At 72.6% G+C, this 17,247-nt stretch carries 19 protein-coding genes; 10 read left to right on the forward strand and 9 right to left on the reverse strand.

Annotated features, from left to right (window positions below):
* The first annotated feature begins 193 nt into the window (after positions 1-193).
* Together JYA75_RS15070 and JYA75_RS15075 are read left to right on the forward strand one after the other, a co-directional pair.
* Positions 194-1,555: an MFS transporter gene (locus JYA75_RS15070; RefSeq protein ID WP_065922423.1), complete on the forward strand. Its 1,362-nt coding sequence runs from the start codon at positions 194-196 to the stop codon at positions 1,553-1,555.
* 44 nt (positions 1,556-1,599) lie between these two features.
* Positions 1,600-2,877, forward strand: a complete 1,278-nt coding sequence (locus JYA75_RS15075) for a LuxR C-terminal-related transcriptional regulator (RefSeq protein ID WP_161996276.1) — start codon at positions 1,600-1,602, stop codon at positions 2,875-2,877.
* Here JYA75_RS15075 and JYA75_RS15080 read toward each other — a convergent pair.
* A complete protein-coding gene (locus tag JYA75_RS15080; RefSeq protein ID WP_006940581.1) occupies positions 2,861-3,409 on the reverse strand; it encodes a gluconokinase in 549 nt (182 codons plus the stop codon). The two genes, JYA75_RS15075 and JYA75_RS15080, sit on opposite strands and share 17 nt — an antisense overlap.
* A 52-nt stretch (positions 3,410-3,461) precedes the next feature.
* Positions 3,462-3,776, reverse strand: a complete 315-nt coding sequence (locus tag JYA75_RS15085; protein WP_065922424.1) for a WhiB family transcriptional regulator — start codon at positions 3,774-3,776, stop codon at positions 3,462-3,464.
* Between the two features lie 264 nt (positions 3,777-4,040).
* On the opposite strand from JYA75_RS15085, the gene JYA75_RS15090 reads away from it, so the two are divergent.
* From JYA75_RS15090 to JYA75_RS15100, 3 genes are all read left to right on the forward strand, one after another.
* Positions 4,041-5,126, forward strand: a complete 1,086-nt coding sequence (locus JYA75_RS15090; protein ID WP_006940578.1) for an S-(hydroxymethyl)mycothiol dehydrogenase — start codon at positions 4,041-4,043, stop codon at positions 5,124-5,126.
* Positions 5,123-5,749, forward strand: a complete 627-nt coding sequence (locus JYA75_RS15095; RefSeq protein WP_029544506.1) for an MBL fold metallo-hydrolase — start codon at positions 5,123-5,125, stop codon at positions 5,747-5,749. The genes JYA75_RS15090 and JYA75_RS15095 overlap by 4 nt, the downstream gene beginning before the upstream one ends.
* Positions 5,750-5,810: 61 nt before the next feature.
* A complete protein-coding gene (locus JYA75_RS15100; protein ID WP_044476173.1) occupies positions 5,811-6,839 on the forward strand; it encodes a GTP-binding protein in 1,029 nt (342 codons plus the stop codon).
* On the opposite strand, the gene JYA75_RS15105 is transcribed toward JYA75_RS15100, so the two are convergent.
* From JYA75_RS15105 to glp, 4 genes are all read right to left on the reverse strand, one after another.
* Positions 6,826-8,292 carry a DEAD/DEAH box helicase gene (locus JYA75_RS15105; protein WP_241009806.1) on the reverse strand — a complete coding sequence of 489 codons (1,467 nt, stop codon included), beginning with the start codon at positions 8,290-8,292 and terminating at the stop codon, positions 6,826-6,828. The two genes, JYA75_RS15100 and JYA75_RS15105, sit on opposite strands and share 14 nt — an antisense overlap.
* A gap of 175 nt (positions 8,293-8,467) precedes the next feature.
* Entirely contained in the window at positions 8,468-8,914 is a 447-nt protein-coding gene (locus JYA75_RS15110; protein ID WP_102799154.1) for a molybdenum cofactor biosynthesis protein MoaE, read from the reverse strand.
* On the reverse strand, positions 8,907-9,953 hold the full coding sequence (gene moaCB, locus JYA75_RS15115; RefSeq protein ID WP_102799155.1) for a bifunctional molybdenum cofactor biosynthesis protein MoaC/MoaB: 1,047 nt from the start codon (positions 9,951-9,953) through the stop codon (positions 8,907-8,909). The genes JYA75_RS15110 and moaCB overlap by 8 nt, the downstream gene beginning before the upstream one ends.
* Entirely contained in the window at positions 9,950-11,215 is a 1,266-nt protein-coding gene (glp, locus tag JYA75_RS15120; protein WP_203329183.1) for a gephyrin-like molybdotransferase Glp, read from the reverse strand. Before glp ends, moaCB begins: the two co-directional genes overlap by 4 nt.
* 120 nt (positions 11,216-11,335) lie before the next feature.
* Here glp and moaA point away from each other — a divergent pair, with 120 nt between their 5' ends.
* Together moaA and JYA75_RS15130 are read left to right on the forward strand one after the other, a co-directional pair.
* Positions 11,336-12,397, forward strand: coding sequence for a GTP 3',8-cyclase MoaA (gene moaA, locus JYA75_RS15125; protein ID WP_203329184.1), 1,062 nt, complete (start codon positions 11,336-11,338; stop codon positions 12,395-12,397).
* Positions 12,390-12,650, forward strand: coding sequence for a hypothetical protein (locus tag JYA75_RS15130; RefSeq protein ID WP_006940570.1), 261 nt, complete (start codon positions 12,390-12,392; stop codon positions 12,648-12,650). The genes moaA and JYA75_RS15130 overlap by 8 nt, the downstream gene beginning before the upstream one ends.
* A 138-nt stretch (positions 12,651-12,788) precedes the next feature.
* Here the strand turns inward: JYA75_RS15130 and nadE are convergent, their stop codons facing one another.
* Positions 12,789-13,628: an ammonia-dependent NAD(+) synthetase gene (gene nadE / locus JYA75_RS15135; RefSeq protein ID WP_006940569.1), complete on the reverse strand. Its 840-nt coding sequence runs from the start codon at positions 13,626-13,628 to the stop codon at positions 12,789-12,791.
* A 75-nt stretch (positions 13,629-13,703) separates the two neighbouring features.
* Here nadE and JYA75_RS15140 point away from each other — a divergent pair, with 75 nt between their 5' ends.
* Positions 13,704-14,477: a fructosamine kinase family protein gene (locus tag JYA75_RS15140; protein ID WP_203329185.1), complete on the forward strand. Its 774-nt coding sequence runs from the start codon at positions 13,704-13,706 to the stop codon at positions 14,475-14,477.
* Positions 14,474-15,022, forward strand: a complete 549-nt coding sequence (locus JYA75_RS15145) for a nucleosidase (RefSeq protein ID WP_006940567.1) — start codon at positions 14,474-14,476, stop codon at positions 15,020-15,022. Before JYA75_RS15140 ends, JYA75_RS15145 begins: the two co-directional genes overlap by 4 nt.
* Before the next feature lie 15 nt (positions 15,023-15,037).
* Here the strand turns inward: JYA75_RS15145 and JYA75_RS15150 are convergent, their stop codons facing one another.
* Both JYA75_RS15150 and JYA75_RS15155 read right to left on the reverse strand, forming a co-directional pair.
* A complete protein-coding gene (locus tag JYA75_RS15150; protein WP_006940566.1) occupies positions 15,038-15,829 on the reverse strand; it encodes an META domain-containing protein in 792 nt (263 codons plus the stop codon).
* A gap of 5 nt (positions 15,830-15,834) precedes the next feature.
* On the reverse strand, positions 15,835-16,464 hold the full coding sequence (locus tag JYA75_RS15155) for a TetR/AcrR family transcriptional regulator (protein ID WP_006940565.1): 630 nt from the start codon (positions 16,462-16,464) through the stop codon (positions 15,835-15,837).
* A gap of 88 nt (positions 16,465-16,552) precedes the next feature.
* Here JYA75_RS15155 and JYA75_RS15160 point away from each other — a divergent pair, with 88 nt between their 5' ends.
* On the forward strand, positions 16,553-17,113 hold the full coding sequence (locus JYA75_RS15160) for an NAD(P)H-dependent oxidoreductase (protein ID WP_006940564.1): 561 nt from the start codon (positions 16,553-16,555) through the stop codon (positions 17,111-17,113).
* The last annotated feature ends 134 nt before the right edge of the window (positions 17,114-17,247 follow it).

Raw genomic sequence — 17,247 nt, forward strand, 5'->3', positions numbered from 1 at the left:
TTCCGGTCCGAGCGACCGGCGGATGCCTCCACCGTGACGGGCGGCACGTGACGGGCGCCACCCGACTTCCGGATGGCGGAAAGTCGGTCCCCGCCCTTCCGATATCCGGAAGGAGGGTGGATTCGTTGTGATCCGATCCATCACGCTCCTCGCAGGTGACTCGCCTCACATCCTTCGAACAGGGGCCCGATACATGGCAATCGATCTACGTGAACGCATCGACACCAGCCCGATGACGCGCTTCCAATGGGGCGCGGTGGCGATCTGCGTGCTGCTCAACGTCCTCGACGGCTTCGACGTGCTCGTCATGGCCTTCACCGCCCAGTCGGTGTCCCAGGAGTGGGGCCTGTCCGGTTCGGCGCTCGGCCTGCTGCTCAGCGCAGGCCTGTTCGGCATGGCCGCGGGCTCGCTGTTCCTCGCGCCGTGGGCCGACACGATCGGCCGCCGCGGCATGATCCTGCTCTGCCTGGGGATCGCGTCGATCGGCATGCTTGCCTCCGCGGTCAGCCAGAGCGCCCTGCAGCTGGGGCTGCTGCGCGCCCTCACCGGCGTCGGCATCGGGGGAATCCTCGCCAGCAGCAACGTCATCGCCAGCGAGTACGCCTCCAACCGGTGGCGCGCGCTGGCGGTGAGCCTGAACTCCACCGGCTACGCCGTCGGCGCCACCGTCGGCGGCATCATCGCCGTCGTGCTGCAGAACTCCTACGGATGGCGATCCGTCTTCCTGTTCGGCGGCGTCTGCACCGCGGTGATCATCCCGGTCGTGTACCTCCGCCTGCCCGAATCCCTCGACTTCCTGCTCGCCCGGCGGCCCGCCCACGCCCTCGCCCGCATCAACGCGTTCGCGGTCCGCGCCGGGCACCAGCCGCTCGCCGCGCTGCCCGCGCCGCGACAGGCCGACGATTCCGGGCCGCGGTCCGGCGTCAGGGTCGGCAGCCTCCTCGCACCGCGGCAGCGTCGCTCGACGCTGCTCGTCTGGGCCGCGTTCTTCCTGACCATGTTCGCCTTCTACTTCGTGACGAGCTGGACGCCGAAGCTGCTCGTCGAAGCGGGCCTGTCGGCCGACCAGGGCATCACCGGGGGCGTGCTGCTGAACCTCGGCGGCATCTTCGGCGCAACGCTGCTCGGCGCGCTGTCCGCGCGATTCGCGCTGAAGCGGGTCCTGGCGTCGTACATGGTGATCGCCGGCGCTCTGCTCGTGGTCTTCGTCCCCGCCACCGTCGCGGTGGTCGTCGCGTTCGCCCTCGGCGCCCTCATCGGCGTGTTCGTCAACGGGTGCATCGCGGGCCTGTACGCGATCACGCCCTCGGTGTATGCGCCGTCGGTGCGGGCGACCGGCGTCGGCTGGGGCATCGGCGTCGGCCGGCTCGGGGCCATCGCCTCGCCGATCGTCGCCGGTGCGCTGCTCGACCTGCACTGGTCGCCCACCCAGCTCTACCTGCTCGTCGCCGGCGCCCTCGTGCTCGCCGCCGTCGCCGTGGGACGGCTGCGGTTCGAGGCGCACACCGCCGACGCCCGGTCCGCCGACACACCCGCCTCGGTGGCCACACACTGATCGGCGGGGCCGGTCGCCGGGCCGCGCGCGCTATCGTGACCGGAGTGAACACCCCGATCCCGGCCCCCGACACGCTGATCACGAATCTGCGGGACGTACTGGTCGGGCCGCTCACCGAGATCGGCCAGCGCTTCTCGGCGCTGCTCACCGACCTGGTCCCGCACACCGCCCTGGTGATCTTCACGCGGGAATGCACCGGCCGGCCCCGCAAGGTGGCCGGCGACCCGGCGATCGTCGACCGCGTGACCATCGCCGAACTCGACCGCGTCCGAAGCGAACTCGCGACCGGGCAGATCCGTCGCGGCCCGGCCCGGATCGCGGGCCGGGACCGCGACGTGTGGGCGATCCTCGACGCCACCGACACGCTGCTCGTGCTCGTCCCGGGCGGTGCCCGCACCGGCTCGATTCCCCTCGAGCTGGTCCGGGCCCTGTTCGCCGTGGTGGCCACCGGCATCCAGCTGCAGGTCCGCAACGCCAGCCCGGCGTACCTCGCCGAATCCCGCGCCGCCTCCTCCGAACGCGCACGGACCGTTGCCGAGCTCACCGAGGCCCATGCGATGACGCTCGAGTCGATCCTCGCGACGCTGCGGTCGAGGGACCTCGACGACACCCGGGCCCGCATCACCGCACGCGAAACCGCCACCAATGCCCTCATCGGGCTGCGCTCGGCCGTCGACCGGCACCGCGAACTCGCCGAGGAGGCGGTGACCACCGCCTTCGCTAGGCTGCACGGTGAACTGCGCGGTCTGCTCCGGCACCGCGAGGTGGTCCTCGAGATGGTCGCCCCGCCGGTGGACGGGCGGGCGCTGCCGGGCGAGGTCGCGCATGCGGCCCGGGCCCTCGCCCGCGGCGCGGTCCTCGCGATGTCCGCGCAGGCGAACCTCGGCCGCGTCCGGGTCGCCTGGAACTGCGACGGAACCGACCTGCTGATCGACATCCGGGACGACGGTGACGGCGAGGCCGACGCCGCCGACCTCGCGCGGCAGCTACGGGACCGGGCCGAAACCCTCGGCGGCACCGTGGAGGCCGAGTCCACGCCCGGCTGGGGCTGCCGGGTCGCGGCCCGGCTACCGCTCGACATGCCCGCACCCGTGGCCGGCAGCCCCGCACTCGAGGCGCTGGCGGCCCTCGCGCCACGCGAGGTGGAGGTGCTCGAGCACCTCGTCGCGGGCCGGCGGAACCGGGTGATCGCCGAGCGGCTCGGTGTCAGCGAGTCGACGGTCAAGTTCCACGTGGCCTCGGTGCTCCGCAAGCTCGGGGTGAGCACCCGCGGCGAGGCGGCCGCGCTCGGCGCCGAGGCGGGGATCAAGGCCGCGGGCTGACGTCCGTCCCGCGCGTCCACTCGGCCGCCCGCGCCACGATCTCGGCGGCGACGTCGGCGGGCTCGGCGTCGATGCCGACGACGATCGCCGCCTCGTCGGGTTCGAGCGGCTCGAACGTGTCGAACTGCGAGTCCAGCAGGTCGGCCGGCATGTAGTGGCCGCGCCGCGTGCGGAGCCGTTCCCGGATCTGCTCGCGCGTGCCCGCCAGGTGCACGAAGACCACGTTCTCGCCGGCGAGGTCGTCCCGGTAGCGGCGGCGCAGCGCCGAGCACGTCACCACCCCCGGCCTGCCCCGGCCGGTGTGGTCCCGGATCCACGCGCCGACTGCCGCGAGCCACGGCGCCCGGTCCGCGTCGCTGAGCGGCCGGCCGGCGGCCATCTTCTCCACGTTGGCACGCGGATGCAGGTCGTCGCCCTCGAGCAGGTCCCATCCGGTGGCCTCGGCGACGAGTGCCGCGACGGTCGATTTGCCGGAGCCGGACACCCCCATGACGACGAGAATCGGCGGGCCGGGGTGGCCGGGTGAGTCCATTCGTGCCTCCCTGGTCGGCGCCTGCGCCGCGTCGCGGCGCAGGCGGGTCGCGTCAGCGCCCCAGCATGCCCCACCGGGCCGACCGATCCACGGCGGCGCGGCGCGAGCGGCGCTCGGACTCCGACATGCCACCCCAGATGCCGTACGGCTCACCGACTTCCAGTGCGTGGGTGCGGCAGCGCTCGAGAACCGGACACCGGGCGCAGACGAGCTTGGCACGGTACTCGCGCAGTTCGCGTGCGCGGCCACGTTCCCCCTCGGGATGGAAGAAGGCCGACGACTCGTGGCCCCGGCACGCCGCGTGCAGCTGCCAGTCCCAGCTTTCGCTGCGGGGGTGGGGGAGGGTCACCGTGTTGGCGATCGACATTGCACTCCTCGGGCCTGCGAGGGGTCGCCTCGCCTGGACGCTGCGCCCTGTGAGGGCGGTCATACCGAAGCTTAGTCGGACTTCCGTACTCGATCAACGAAACTTCGGCATTTCGGGGTCGAAAGTGGGGGACTGGTCTTTCGGTCAGGTCGATCCACTCCTTCGATCAGGTACCGGGGTGCCGCGCCGCCGATAGCGTGTGCGCATACCGCGATACGTCGCCGACGTCGCGCGAGCACCGCACGAGAAGAAGGAGACACCGTCATGCCACAGCAGGTCCGGGGCGTCGTCGCCCGCGCGAAGGGCGCTCCCGTCGAGGTCGTGCCGATCGTCATCCCCGACCCGGGGCCGGGAGAGGTCGTCGTTGCGATCGCCGCGTGCGGCGTGTGCCACACCGACCTGCACTACCGGGAGGGCGGCATCAACGACGAGTTCCCGTTCCTGCTCGGGCACGAGGCCGCCGGTGTCGTCGAGTCCGTCGGTGCGGGCGTCGACTCGGTCGCCGTCGGGGACTTCGTCGTCCTCAACTGGCGGGCCGTGTGCGGGCAGTGCCGCGCCTGCAAGCGCGGCCGCCCGCAGTACTGCTTCGACACCCACAACGCCACGCAGAAGATGACCCTCGAGGACGGCACCGAGCTGACCCCGGCCCTGGGCATCGGCGCGTTCGCCGACAAGACCCTCGTGCACGCAGGGCAGTGCACCAAGGTCGACCCCAGCGCCGACCCGGCCGTCGTCGGCCTGCTCGGCTGCGGGGTGATGGCCGGCCTCGGTGCCGCGGTGAACACCGGCGGGGTGACCCGCGGCGACTCCGTCGCGGTGATCGGCTGCGGCGGCGTGGGCGACGCCGCGATCATGGGCGCCCGCCTCGCCGGCGCCAACAAGATCATCGCGGTCGACCGGGACCCGAGGAAGCTCGAGTGGGCCACCGACCTCGGGGCTACCCACACCATCAACGGGGCCGAGGTCGATGCGGTCGAGGCGATCCAGGAGCTGACCGGCGGCTTCGGCGCCGACGTGGTCATCGACGCGGTCGGCCGCCCGGAGACGTGGAAGCAGGCGTTCTACGCCCGCGACCTGGCCGGCACCGTCGTCCTCGTCGGGGTGCCCACCCCGGAGATGACCCTCGAGATGCCGCTGATCGACTTCTTCTCCCGCGGCGGGTCCCTCAAGTCGTCCTGGTACGGCGACTGCCTGCCCGAGCGGGACTTCCCCATGCTCGTCGACCTCTACCAGCAGGGCCGGCTGCCGCTCGAGAAGTTCGTCACCGAGCGCATCGCCCTCGACCAGGTGGAGAAGGCGTTCGAGACCATGCACCGCGGCGAGGTGCTGCGCTCGGTGGTGGTCCTGTGACTCTGCGTATCGATCGGGTCGTCACCCACGGCACCTTCGCCCTCGACGGCGGCGAGTGGGAGGTCGACAACAACATCTGGCTCGTCGGCGACGACGACGAGGTGGTCGTGATCGATGCCGCGCACACCGCGCAGCCGATCATCGACGCCGTCGGTGGCCGGAAGGTGGTGGCGATCGTGTGCACGCACGGGCACAACGACCACGTCACCGTCGCCCCCGAGCTGGCCGACAAGCTCGACGCCCCGATCCTGCTCAACCCCGCCGACGACGTGCTGTGGGAGATGACCCACCCCGGTGTCGCGCACCGGCCGCTCGCGGACGGGGATCGGATCACGGTGGCGGGCACCGACATCCAGGTCATCCACACCCCCGGGCACTCGCCCGGCTCGACGTGCCTGTACCTGCCGGAGGCGGGCGAGCTGTTCACCGGCGACACCCTGTTCTCCGGCGGTCCCGGTGCGACGGGACGCTCGTACTCGGACTTCCCGACCATCATCGGCTCGATCCGCGACAAGCTGTTCGCCCTGCCCGCCGAGACGAAGGTGCACACCGGTCACGGCGACGGCACGACGATCGGCACCGAGTCCCCGCATCTCGAGGAATGGATCCGCCGGGGCAACTGACGAGGCCCGTGGTGCGTCCCGTCCCGGACCGGCCGGCGGGACGCACCGCTAGGCTCGCCTCATGGCGAACAAGCGGATCCCCGTGGTGATCGTCGCAGGATTCCTGGGCTCCGGGAAGACCACCCTGCTCAATCACCTGCTGCGCAACAACCGCGGCGCGCGAATCGGCGTGATCGTCAACGACTTCGGCTCGGTCAACATCGACTCGATGATGGTCGCCGGGCAGGTCGACTCCATGGTCTCGCTGAGCAACGGCTGCCTGTGCTGCGCCGTCGACGTCGCCGACATGGACGCGATGCTCGACCGGCTCGCGCACCGTACCTCCGGCATCGACGTCATCGTCGTCGAAGCCAGCGGACTCGCCGAGCCGCGCAACATGATCCGGCTCGTCGTCGGCTCGGGCAACGAATACGTGGGTTACGGCGGTCTCGTCCTCGTCGTCGATGCCGCCGAGTTCGGCACCGTCCGGGACCGGCATCCCGAACTCGATCAGCACGTCGCGCTCGCGGACCTCGTGCTGCTCAACAAGACCGACCGCATCGACGGCGACGCCCACGACGAGTTGCTCGAACTGCTGTGCCGCCTCAACGACCGCGCCGCGATCGTGTCCACCGTGCACGGGCGCATCGACCCGGCGTTGCTGTTCGACATCCCCGAACGCCCCGAGCCGCAACCCGGCGAACAACTCAGCCTCGACCGGTTGCTGTACGAGGAACACGACGAGGACGGCGACCACACGCACCTGCACGACGGCTACGAAGCCGTCGACTTCGAGTCCCCCGTCCCGCTGCACCCGCGTGCCCTCGTCGACTTCCTCGAGGACCAGCCGGCCGGGGTGTTCCGCATCAAGGGGTACGTCCACGTCGTCGCCGGGGGACGCACGCGCACCTACCTGCTGCACACCGTCGGCGACCACATCCGCTTCGACCCCGTCCGGCGCACGGGCGACGTCCCTGCCACCACCCGGCTCGTCGTGATCGGCGCCGATCTGGACCCCGAGGCGGTACGCGCCCGGCTCGCCGAATGTGTCCCGACCGAACCGGTGCCGGCAGACGCGATGCTGGCCGTGCACCGGTTCACCCCGCGCTGAGCGGGTCCGGAAGCGGGGACCTACCTACCGTGCGGCGGTCGCCGACGTGTGATTCGGGCGACGCCGGCGCCCCCCCGGCCTGGCCGGCGCGTTCCTGCCGGGCCGCCGGCTGCTCCTGCCGCGACGCGCCCTGCTGCCGGGCGGCCCCGCCGCCGTGCTGCCGGGCGGCCCCGCCGCCGTGCTGCCGGGCGCCGCGCTGAGCGGCCCCGCTGCCGCTGCGCCGGGCCGGCCGTCGCGATCCACCGCCGGACGGGGCCGGTGCGGCCTGCTTGACCGACGGGCTCACGTGCGGGGCGATCTCGCCGACCAGGTCCAGCACGTGCTCCGACTTCGCCGTCACCCGCACCGGAGTGACCTTGATCGCGGCCTTGCGCATGATGACGGCCAGATCCTTGCGCTGCTCGGGCAGCACCACGGTCACGACGTCGCCGGTGCTCCCGGCGCGGGCCGTACGGCCCGAACGGTGCAGGTACGCCTTGTGCTCGGCCGGCGGGTCGACGTGCACCACCAGTTCCACGTCGTCGACGTGGACGCCGCGGGCCGCGACGTCGGTGGCCACGAGCACACGCGCCTCACCGGAGGAGAACGCCGCGAGGTTGCGGTCGCGCGCGTTCTGCGACAGGTTGCCGTGCAGATCGACCGCCGGGATGCCGGACTCGGTGAGCTGACGGGCGAGCTTGCGGGCCTGATGCTTGGTGCGCATGAACAGGATTCGCCGGCCCGTACCGGACGCCAGGGTCCGCACGAGGTCCTTCTTCGTGTCGGCGTTGTCGACGTCGAACACGTGATGGGTCATCGCCGCCACCGGGGAGTGCGCCTCGTCGACCGAGTGCAGCACCTCGTTGCGCAGGAACCGCTTGACGAGCTTGTCGACGCCGTTGTCCAGCGTGGCCGAGAACAGCAGGCGCTGACCGTCCTTGGGGGTCGCGTTCATGATGCGCGTCACGCCGGGCAGGAAGCCGAGATCGGCCATGTGGTCCGCCTCGTCGAGCACGGTGATCTCCACCGCGTCGAGCGTGACGAACTTCTGCCGCATCAGGTCCTCGAGGCGGCCCGGGCAGGCGATCACGATGTCCACGCCGCGGCGCAGCGCGTCGACCTGCCGGTTCTGCGACACTCCGCCGAAGATGGTGGTCACCCGCAGCCCGGCGACCCGCGCGAGGGGCTCGACGACCGCGGCGATCTGCGTGGCCAGCTCGCGGGTGGGAGCCAGCACCAGCCCACGCGGGCGGCCGGCCTCGCGGGTGGCGCGGCCGGCCAGGCGCGCGGCGAGCGGAATGGAGAACGCCAGCGTCTTGCCACTGCCCGTGCGGCCCCGGCCGAGCACGTCACGGCCGGCCAGCGTGTCGGGCAGCGTGTCGACCTGGATCGGGAACGGGCTCGTGATGCCGCTGTCGCCCAGGGATGCCACCAGGGTCCGGGGGACGCCGAGGTCGGAGAAGGAAACGGTCATAGGTACAGAACTGCCTTTCGATGCAGCGTGCACGCACCCCGAGACGATCTCGGAGGGCGCAGTGGATCGCCGCAAGGAAAGCCGATGCCGGTATTGCATGCGGAACCGGGCACGATCCCGGCCCGCCGGTATCCCACGACGGTGAGCATCGTCGTGATGCCCGAACTACCGCAGCCTACCCCACGCCGGGATGCTCGTCGGCGCACGCGTCGAGGCCGACCCACTCGGACAGACCGTCCTCGAATCGCTGCCGCTTCCAGATGGGGACCTCGCGTTTGATGCGTTCGACCAGTTCGGCGCACACAGCGAAGGCTTCGGCCCGGTGCGGTGCCGCCACCGCCGCCACCAGCGCGAGATCGCCGATGGTGAGATCGCCCACTCTGTGGACCGCGGCGACCGGCAGTCCCGACTCCGCCGCCACCTGTTCGCAACAGCGACGCAGGAATCGCTCCGCCTCGGGGTGCGCCCGGTACTCGAGCGCGCTCACCGCGCGCCCGCCGTCGTGGTTGCGCACCACCCCGCTGAACAGCACCACCGCCCCGTGCTGGGGGCCGGCGACCGCGGCGTCCATCGACGCCGGGTCGAGCGGCTCGGCCGAGATCCGTGCCAGCAGCTCATTCATGCGCGCCTCCTCCGGCGACCTGGGCCAGCAGGTGGCCGAGAATCGGCTCGAGCACCGCCAGCCCGTCCTTCACGCCACCCGGTGAGCCGGGCAGATTGACCACCACCGTGCGGCCCACCAGCCCGGCCACGCCGCGTGACAGCGAGGCGTGCGGGGTGGCCTGCAGGCCGCGCAGGCGGATGGCCTCGGCGACCCCCGGCAGCTCGCGGTCCAGCAGCGCCAGCGTCGCCTCCGGGGTCGCGTCCGTGGGGGAGGCGCCGGTCCCGCCGGTGGAGATCACCAGGGCCGGGTCGCCGGCGAGCGCGTCCTCGAGGCCCCACGCGATGTCCGCGTCGGCATACACCAGAGGACCCCGCACCGTGAAGCCGCGCGCCTCGAGAAAGTCCGCGATCAGCGGGCCCGTCCTGTCCTCCCGCGTACCGGCAGCCACACCCGTGGACGCGACGAGCACCGTCGCCGGCACGCCGGCCTGCTCCAGGATGTCGTCCTCGTCCGGCGTGACGGTCTCGTCCTCCGCCGGTGCGGCGCTCTCCGCCTCGTCGCGCTGCCAGTGCCCGCGCTTGCCGCCCTCCTTCGAGACCAACCGCACTCCGTTCAGCACCGCGGCGGGGTCGACGGCCTTGACCATGTCGTGCAACGTCAGCCCGGCCACCGCGACGGCGGTGAGGGCCTCCATCTCGACGCCTGTGGGGCCCTTCGTCTTTGCCGTCGCCTCGATCGTGATCGCGGTGTCGGTGAACCCGAAGGTGACCTTCACCGACGACAGCGCCAACTGGTGGCACAGCGGAATCAGCTCCCACGTGCGCTTGGCCGCCGCGATCCCGGCGATCCGCGCGGTGGCGAGCACGTCCGCCTTGGGCATGTCGTCGGCCCGCACCAGCGACACCACCTCCGCGGTGGTGACGAGTTCGCCGGCGGCGACCGCGACGCGGGCGGTGTCGGCCTTGCCGGACACGTCGACCATGCGGGCGCGGCCCCGGTCGTCGAGGTGACTCAGGGCCCCGCCGTCGGGCGGGGTGAGGTCGTGCGGTTCGGTCATAGCGGTAGTACCTTCACGAGTTCTCCGGGTTCGAGGTCCGAGGTGTCGGCGGGGATGTCGAGCAGTACGTCCGCGGTGGCCATCGCGGCGATCAGGTGGGACCCGGCGCCGGGGATCGCCACCACGGCGCCGCCGTCGCGGCGAGCGCGCAGGAACTGGCGCTTGCCCGGCACGGAGCTGAGACCTGTTGACAGAGGCCGGGTCTCGGGCTCGACGGCGGGCAGCCCCGCGGCGGCCCGCAGTACCGGCCGGGCGAACACCTCGAACGAGACCAGCGCGCTGACCGGATTGCCGGGGAAGGTCAGCACCGGCACGGAATCCACCAGTGCCGTGCCCTGCGGACCGCCCGGCTGCATCGCCACCGACACGAATTCGGCCCCTCGCGGGCCGAGCACGTCCTTGACGACCTCGAAGTCGCCCTTCGACACCCCGCCCGAGGTGAACACCACCTCGGCGACGGCGGCGGCGCGAGCGAGTTTCGCCGCGAACACCTCCGCATCGTCGCCGCTGCGATCCACCGAGACCACCAGCGCCCCGTTGGCGGCCGCGCTGGCGGCCAGGGCCGGCCCGTTCGAGTCGTGGATCTTGCCCGGGGCGAGAACGCTTCCTCCGGGCACCAGTTCGCTGCCGGTCGAGATCACCGCCACGCGCGGCCGAGTCCGGACGGACACGTGGGTCAGGCCGACGGCGGCGAGCGCCGCGACGTGCCGGGCCGCGACGACGGTGCCCGCGGGCAGCAGCGTGCGACCGCGGTGGATGTCGCTGCCGCGCTCGCGCACGTATGCCCCCGGTTCGGGCAGCCTGCACACCGTGACCCGGAGTCCCCGCCCCTCGGCCGCGGTGTCCTCGACCGGCACGGTGTCCTCGACCGGCACGGTGTCCTCGACCGGCACGGTGTCCTCGACCGGCACGGTGTCCTCGACGGGAACGACGGCGTCGGCACCGGTGGGCAGTGGCGCGCCGGTCATGATCTTGGTGGCGGTCCCGGGCACGTGCGCGACGACCCCGTCGCCGGCCGCGAGGACGGCACGCACGGGCAGGGCCGCGGGCGCCGCGGTGAGCGAGGCCGTGTCGACCGCGTAGCCGTCCATCTGCGAATTGCGGAAGGTGGGGAGGTCAATCGGAGCGACGACGTCCTCGGCCAGCACCCGGCCGAGCGCTTCGAGCAGCGGCACCGGTTCGGTACCGCGGATCAGCAACGGGGAGAGCAACGTCGCCACGTGTCGCGCATGCTCCTCCACCGACCGCCTGCCGCCCGCCATGGGCCAATCCTAGGCACATCGCTCGCGGCGCCGTGCGTCCTCGTCCGGGTCGTGGTTTCTGCTCCTCCCGCACGACGGGGCCCGCGACGGCATACTGAGGGTCATGAGGACGGAGGCCCGATGACCGCGGTGCACGTGGGGATCCCGGCGGTGCGCCCTGCCGCTGTCGACGACGTCTCCGACCGGCCCGACACTCCCGAACTGCTGGACCGGTTCGGGCGTGTCGCGCGCGACCTGCGGGTGTCGATCACCGAGAAGTGCTCGCTGCGCTGCACGTACTGCATGCCCGAGGAGGGGCTGCCGGCGATCCCGCGCGAGCGGCTGCTCAGCGCCGACGAGATCGTGCGGCTCGTGGCCGTCGCGGTGCACCGGCTCGGGGTCCGGGAGGTGCGCTTCACCGGCGGGGAGCCGCTCATGCGGCGGGACCTCGAGCAGATCGTCGCCGGGTGTGCGCGCGCCGTCCCCGGCATCCCGCTGGCGGTGACGACCAACGCGGTGGGACTCGCCCATCGTGCCCGGGCGCTGGCGGAGGCGGGCCTGACCCGGGTCAACATCTCCCTGGACTCGGTCGACCGCGCGCGGTTCGCCCGGCTGACCCGGCGCGATCGGCTGGATTCGGTGCTCGACGGGATCCGCGCGGCCAAGGCGGCCGGGTTCGCGCCGGTGAAGGTCAACGCGGTGCTCATGCCGCAGACCCTCGACGGGGCCGCGGACCTGCTGGCCTGGTGCCTCGACGAGGGCGTGCAGCTGCGGTTCATCGAGCAGATGCCGCTCGACGCCGACCACGAGTGGGCCCGGGCGAACATGGTGCCCGCGCAGCGGCTGCTCGACGTGCTCTCCGCCCGCTTCGCCCTCACCGAGGTCGGCCGCGAGGACCCGGCCGCGCCGGCCGAACGCTGGGCGGTCGACGGCGGGCCCGCGACGGTCGGCATCATCGCGTCGGTGACCCGGTCGTTCTGCTCGGACTGCGACCGCACCCGCCTGACGTCGGAGGGCACCGTGCGCTCGTGCCTGTTCAGCGACCGGGAGACCGACCTGCGGGCGGCGCTGCGCGGCGGCGCGAACGACGACGAGCTCGCCGCGCTGTGGCGTGGTGCAATGTGGAACAAGTGGGCCGGACACGGCATCGACGCGGCGGACTTCACCCCGCCGCAGCGCAGCATGGGAGCTATCGGTGGGTGAGACCGTGACGGGCATCGAGGTGCGGTATTTCGCGGCGGCGGCGGACGCGGCCGGAGTGGAGAAGGAGACGGTGGCGCTGGCGCCGTCGGTGGATCTGGGCACCCTCAAGACCGCCCTGATCGACCGTCACGGCGCCGAGATGGCGCGGGTGTTGTCGGTGGCCGCGTTCCTCATCGACTCCGAACTCACCCGCGACCTCGGACGCGCCGCCGGACCTACGGTCGACGTCCTCCCGCCGTTCGCCGGCGGCTGACGGGATCAGGCCCGGCCGCCGGGCTGAGCGGATCGGCCCGGCCGCCGGGCTGAGCGGATCGGCCCGGCCGCCGGGCTGAGCGGATCGGCCCGGCCGCCGGGCTGAGCGGATCGGCCCGGCCGCCGGGCGGGGTGGCTGTCAGCGCCACCAGGTGTCGAACGGCGACACCGGCACCGTCCGCTTGTGCCGGGTGTTCAGGAACGTCCGCTCGAGCTTCTCGGCCAGCTCCGGGGTGACGTCCTTGCCCTCGAGGTAGTCGTCGATCTCCGCGTAGGTCATACCCAGGGCCACCTCGTCCGGAAGGGCCGGCCGGTCCTCCTCGAGATCCGCGGTCGGCACCTTCTGCCAGGTGCTGTCGGGAGCCCCGAGTTCGCGCAGCAGCGCTGCGCCCTGCCGCTTCGTCAGGCCGGCGAGCGGGGTCAGGTCCACCCCGCCGTCGCCGTGCTTGGTGAAGAACCCGGTCACCGCCTCGGCGGCGTGGTCCGTCCCGACCACCAGGTAGCCGAGCTCGCCGGCGATCGCGTACTGCAGGATCATCCGCTCGCGGGCCTTGATGTTGCCCCGCACGAAGTCGCTCAGCTGCGATCCGTTGCCGTAGATCTCGTGCATGGCCTGCCCGACCTCGGCGGCCGAGGCGTCGGCACCGGGCTTGACGTTGATCCGCAACGAGCGGTCGGGACCGATGAACTCCAGCGCGACCTGCGCGTCGTGCTCGTCGGCCTGCTCGCCGTAGGGCAGCCGCACCGCGACGAACTCGGCCTCGCGGCCCTCGGCCCGCAGTTCCTCCGCCGCGAGCTGGGCGAGCCGGCCGGCGAGGGTGCTGTCCTGACCGCCGCTGATGCCGAGAACGAACCCCTTGGCGGGGGTCGACACGACGTAGTCCTTCAGGAACTGCACGCGGGACCGGACCTCCGCCCGGGGGTCGATCGTCGGCCGGACGCCGAGTTCCTCGATGATCTGCTCGCGAAGGTTCGCCATATTCCGAACCCTAGCGGGACGCCCGACGGTCTGCTCGGGTGACATGCGCGGCGCGCCGCGGGCACACTCGTGGCGATGAGCAGCGACGTCTTCCGCAAGCACCGGGCCGGGGCTCACCCCGACTTCTTCCGCGCCGAGGCCGCCGGGCTGGCCTGGCTCGCGGACGCCGGCATGCCCGTTGCCGGTGTCCGCGGCGTCGGGGTGGACCACATCGACCTCGAGCGGTTGACCGAGGCGGCCCCCACCGCCGCGGCGGCTCGGGAGTTCGGCGCTCGCCTGGCGCGTATGCACGCCGCGGGCGCCGCCGGATTCGGTTGCGCACCGGACGGATTCGACGGCCAGCTGTTCATCGGCAAGCGGCCGATGAGTAGCACGGTCCACGCGAGCTGGGGCGAGTTCTACGTGGTGGAACGGGTCGAGCCGTTCCTGCGGATCGCGGTGGACGCCGGCAGCGTCACCGCCGCGCAGCTGCCCGACGTCGAGCGGGCCTGCGCGCGCGTCGCCGCCGGGGAGTTCGACGACGGTGCACCCCCCGCCCGCCTGCACGGCGACCTGTGGAACGGCAACGTGCTGTGGACCGCCGCGGGGGTGGTGCTGATCGACCCGGCGGCGCACGGCGGTCATCGCGAGACGGACCTGGCGATGCTGGCGCTGTTCGGCTGCCCCCGGCTCGACGAGATCGTCGCGGCCTACGACGCCACGTGCCCGCTGCGTTCCGGATGGCGCGAGCGCGTGCCGATGCACCAGCTGCATCCGCTGGCGGTGCACGCGGCGGGCTACGGTGCGGGGTACGGGCGGGCGCTGCACCGGGCGGCGCTCGCGACCCTCGCGCTGGGAGAGAAAAGTTGACCGAGATCCTCGTCGTCGCCGCCACGAAGTCCGAGGCAGCGCACGTGCCGGCGCACTACGAGACGGTGATCACCGGCATCGGCAAGGTGCACGCGGCCGTCGCGGTGACCGAGGCGCTGGCGCGGCACCGGCGCGGGACCCCGCCGGTGGTGGTCAACATCGGGACCGCCGGGGCGCTACACCTGCACCACGGCGGCCTCTACGTCCCCTCGGCGGTGATCAATCACGACATCAGCAGCGAGGTGCTGCGCAGCCTCGGCTACCCGGTCGAGGACGTGCTCGAACTCGACGACGGGGACGGGACGGTGCTCGCCACGGGCGATTCCTTCGTCTCGGACGCGCAGGTGCGTGACGCGCTCGCCGCCCGCGCCGACCTCGTCGACATGGAGGGCTTCGCGGTCGCGCTCGCCGCATCCCGCATGGGCGCGCAGTGCCGGCTCGTCAAGCACGTGAGCGACCACGCCGACGAGACCGCCCTGGACTGGCCGGCCAAGGTCGATGCCAGTGCCCGCGCACTCGCGCAGTGGCTGGTCGAGCGGTACTGAGCCGAAGCCGGCTCGTCAGCGGGCGGTGTATCCGAGGCCGGTGACACCGTCGGCGGCGGTCAGCCGCATCGCCGCACCCTCGACCGTGTACCGCACCTCGCCGGACAGCACTCCCAGGACGGCCGACTCGATCCGCGCGAGCTCCGGGTCGGGGCACGCCGCGCGGGTGGTGGCCAGCGGCCCGAACGTGACCACGGTGTCTCCGACGGTGGCGGTACCGGTGAACCGGTTGCAGCCGGTGCTGCCCGAGACCGTGCCGTCGCCGGCGACGGTCAGGGTGGGCGCGGCGTCCTCGAGGGCGCGGGAGGTCGACACCGCGTCGGCCGTGACGAGTTCGGTGAGCACCCAGTGCGTGTCCACGACGGGACGGTCGGGGTCGGCGACCGTGCGGTCGAGCAGTGAGACGGACACGTCCCCGCCGTCGAGGGTGAGTACGTCGCCGTCGAGACGCCAGCGCGGTTCCGACGCCAGCAGATCGGACAGCCAGGTGTCGGCGCGGTCGAGCGGCGGCGGGCACGACATGAGAGTGCTGCCGAGCCGATCGGCGCGCAGCACGCCGTCACCGAGTTCCACCGACCCGAACGAACGGTTGCAGCCGGCGGTGGCGGCGATCCGGCCCGCATCGGGGAACTCCACGACCAGTGGGCCGCCGCCGGGAATCTGCGGGCCCGACACCGCGGTGGAGACGAACGCCCGCCCCACGAGCACGGCCGGGTCCTGGGGCGGGGCGGCGGCGCCGTCGCCCGCGCAGGCGGCCGTCGTCGCGGCCAGCGCGAGGAGAATCGAGAGCCCGAGAGTCCGCCGCATGCCGGTCACGGTACCGCCCGCCCGGCGGCGGGCGGCGCCGTGACGACGCGGCGGGCCAGGTCCGCCCACCCGTCGGCGAGCCGGTCGAGCGAGAACCCCAGATCGCGCCACTGATGCAGGACCAGGGTGGCCTCGAGCGGGGCGAACAGGGCCTGGGCCAGCAGCGGGAGGTCGCCGTCGACACCCGCAGCGCGAAGCAGGACCTCGATGTGGGTCAGGCTGACGGCCCGTGCCGGGGCATTGAACCGGGCCTCGGCGGAACTCTCCGCGGCGCGGAGCACCTCGCCCTGCACCTCCACGAGACGGATGCGGGCACGACCGAACGCGACGAGCCGGTCGACGGGATCGGCGCCGGGTCCGAGCGGCGGGGGACCGGTGAGGAACTGCTGCTGCAGGGCCTGTTCGGAATGGTCGAGCAGGGCGCGCATGAGTCCCGCACGGGAGCCGAAGCGGCGGAAGACGGTGCCCTTGCCGACCCCGGCGCGCGCGGCGACGGCGTCCATCGTGACCGCGTCGACGCCGCGTTCGGCGACGAGGAGCGAGGCCGCCTCGAGGAGCCGGCGCCGGTTGCGGGCCGCGTCGCACCGTTCGACGCCCTCGTCCCCGACCAGCGGCAGCAGCGGAATGTTCACCACGTCACAGTACCGCCCGGGAATGGAAGTGGACCGCGGTCCGTTTAGAGTGGAGTCAGACCCGGACACCCGAACCGAAGGAAACACCCCCATGTCCCAGACCCGCGTTCTCGCTCTCGTCGGCAGCCTGCGCTCCGCCTCCGTCAACCGCCGCCTCGCCGAGACCGCGGCCGCCGTCGCGCCGCAGGGCGTCGAGGTCTCCGTGTACGAAGGCCTCGGCGAGGTGCCCTTCTACAACGAGGACCTCGACGGCGAGACCGGCGCGCCCGTCGCCGCCGGGGCGCTGCGCGTCGCGGCGAGCGAGGCCGACGCCCTCCTGCTCGTCACCCCCGAGTACAACGGCACCATCCCCGCCGTGCTCAAGAACGCCATCGACTGGCTCTCCCGCCCGTACGGCGCCGGCGCCCTGGCCGGCAAGCCCGTCGCCGTCATCAGCGCCTCGCCCAGCGGCAACGGCGCGAAGTGGGCGCTCGAGGAGACCGTCAAGGCGCTCGGCATCGCCGGCAGCCGGACGGGCCTGCAGCTGTCCATCGGCGGCACCATCGACAAGTTCGGCGACGCCCACCCCAAGGAGAACGCCGAGGTCGCCGAGCAGATCTCCGCGCTGCTCGCCCAGCTCGCCGACGCCCGCCGGGAACTCGTCGACGCCTGAGCCGGCCGCACACCGAACGGCCCCGGACCACGCCAGGTCCGGGGCCGTCACCGTCCGTACCCCATTCGCGCCCGCAGCCGTGATTGCCGGGGCATGCTGCGGGGAATACCTCGCCAGTCCCCACCGCGACGGAG

Source organism: Rhodococcus sp. PSBB066 (assembly GCF_017068255.1).
Classification (GTDB): domain Bacteria; phylum Actinomycetota; class Actinomycetes; order Mycobacteriales; family Mycobacteriaceae; genus Rhodococcus; species Rhodococcus aetherivorans.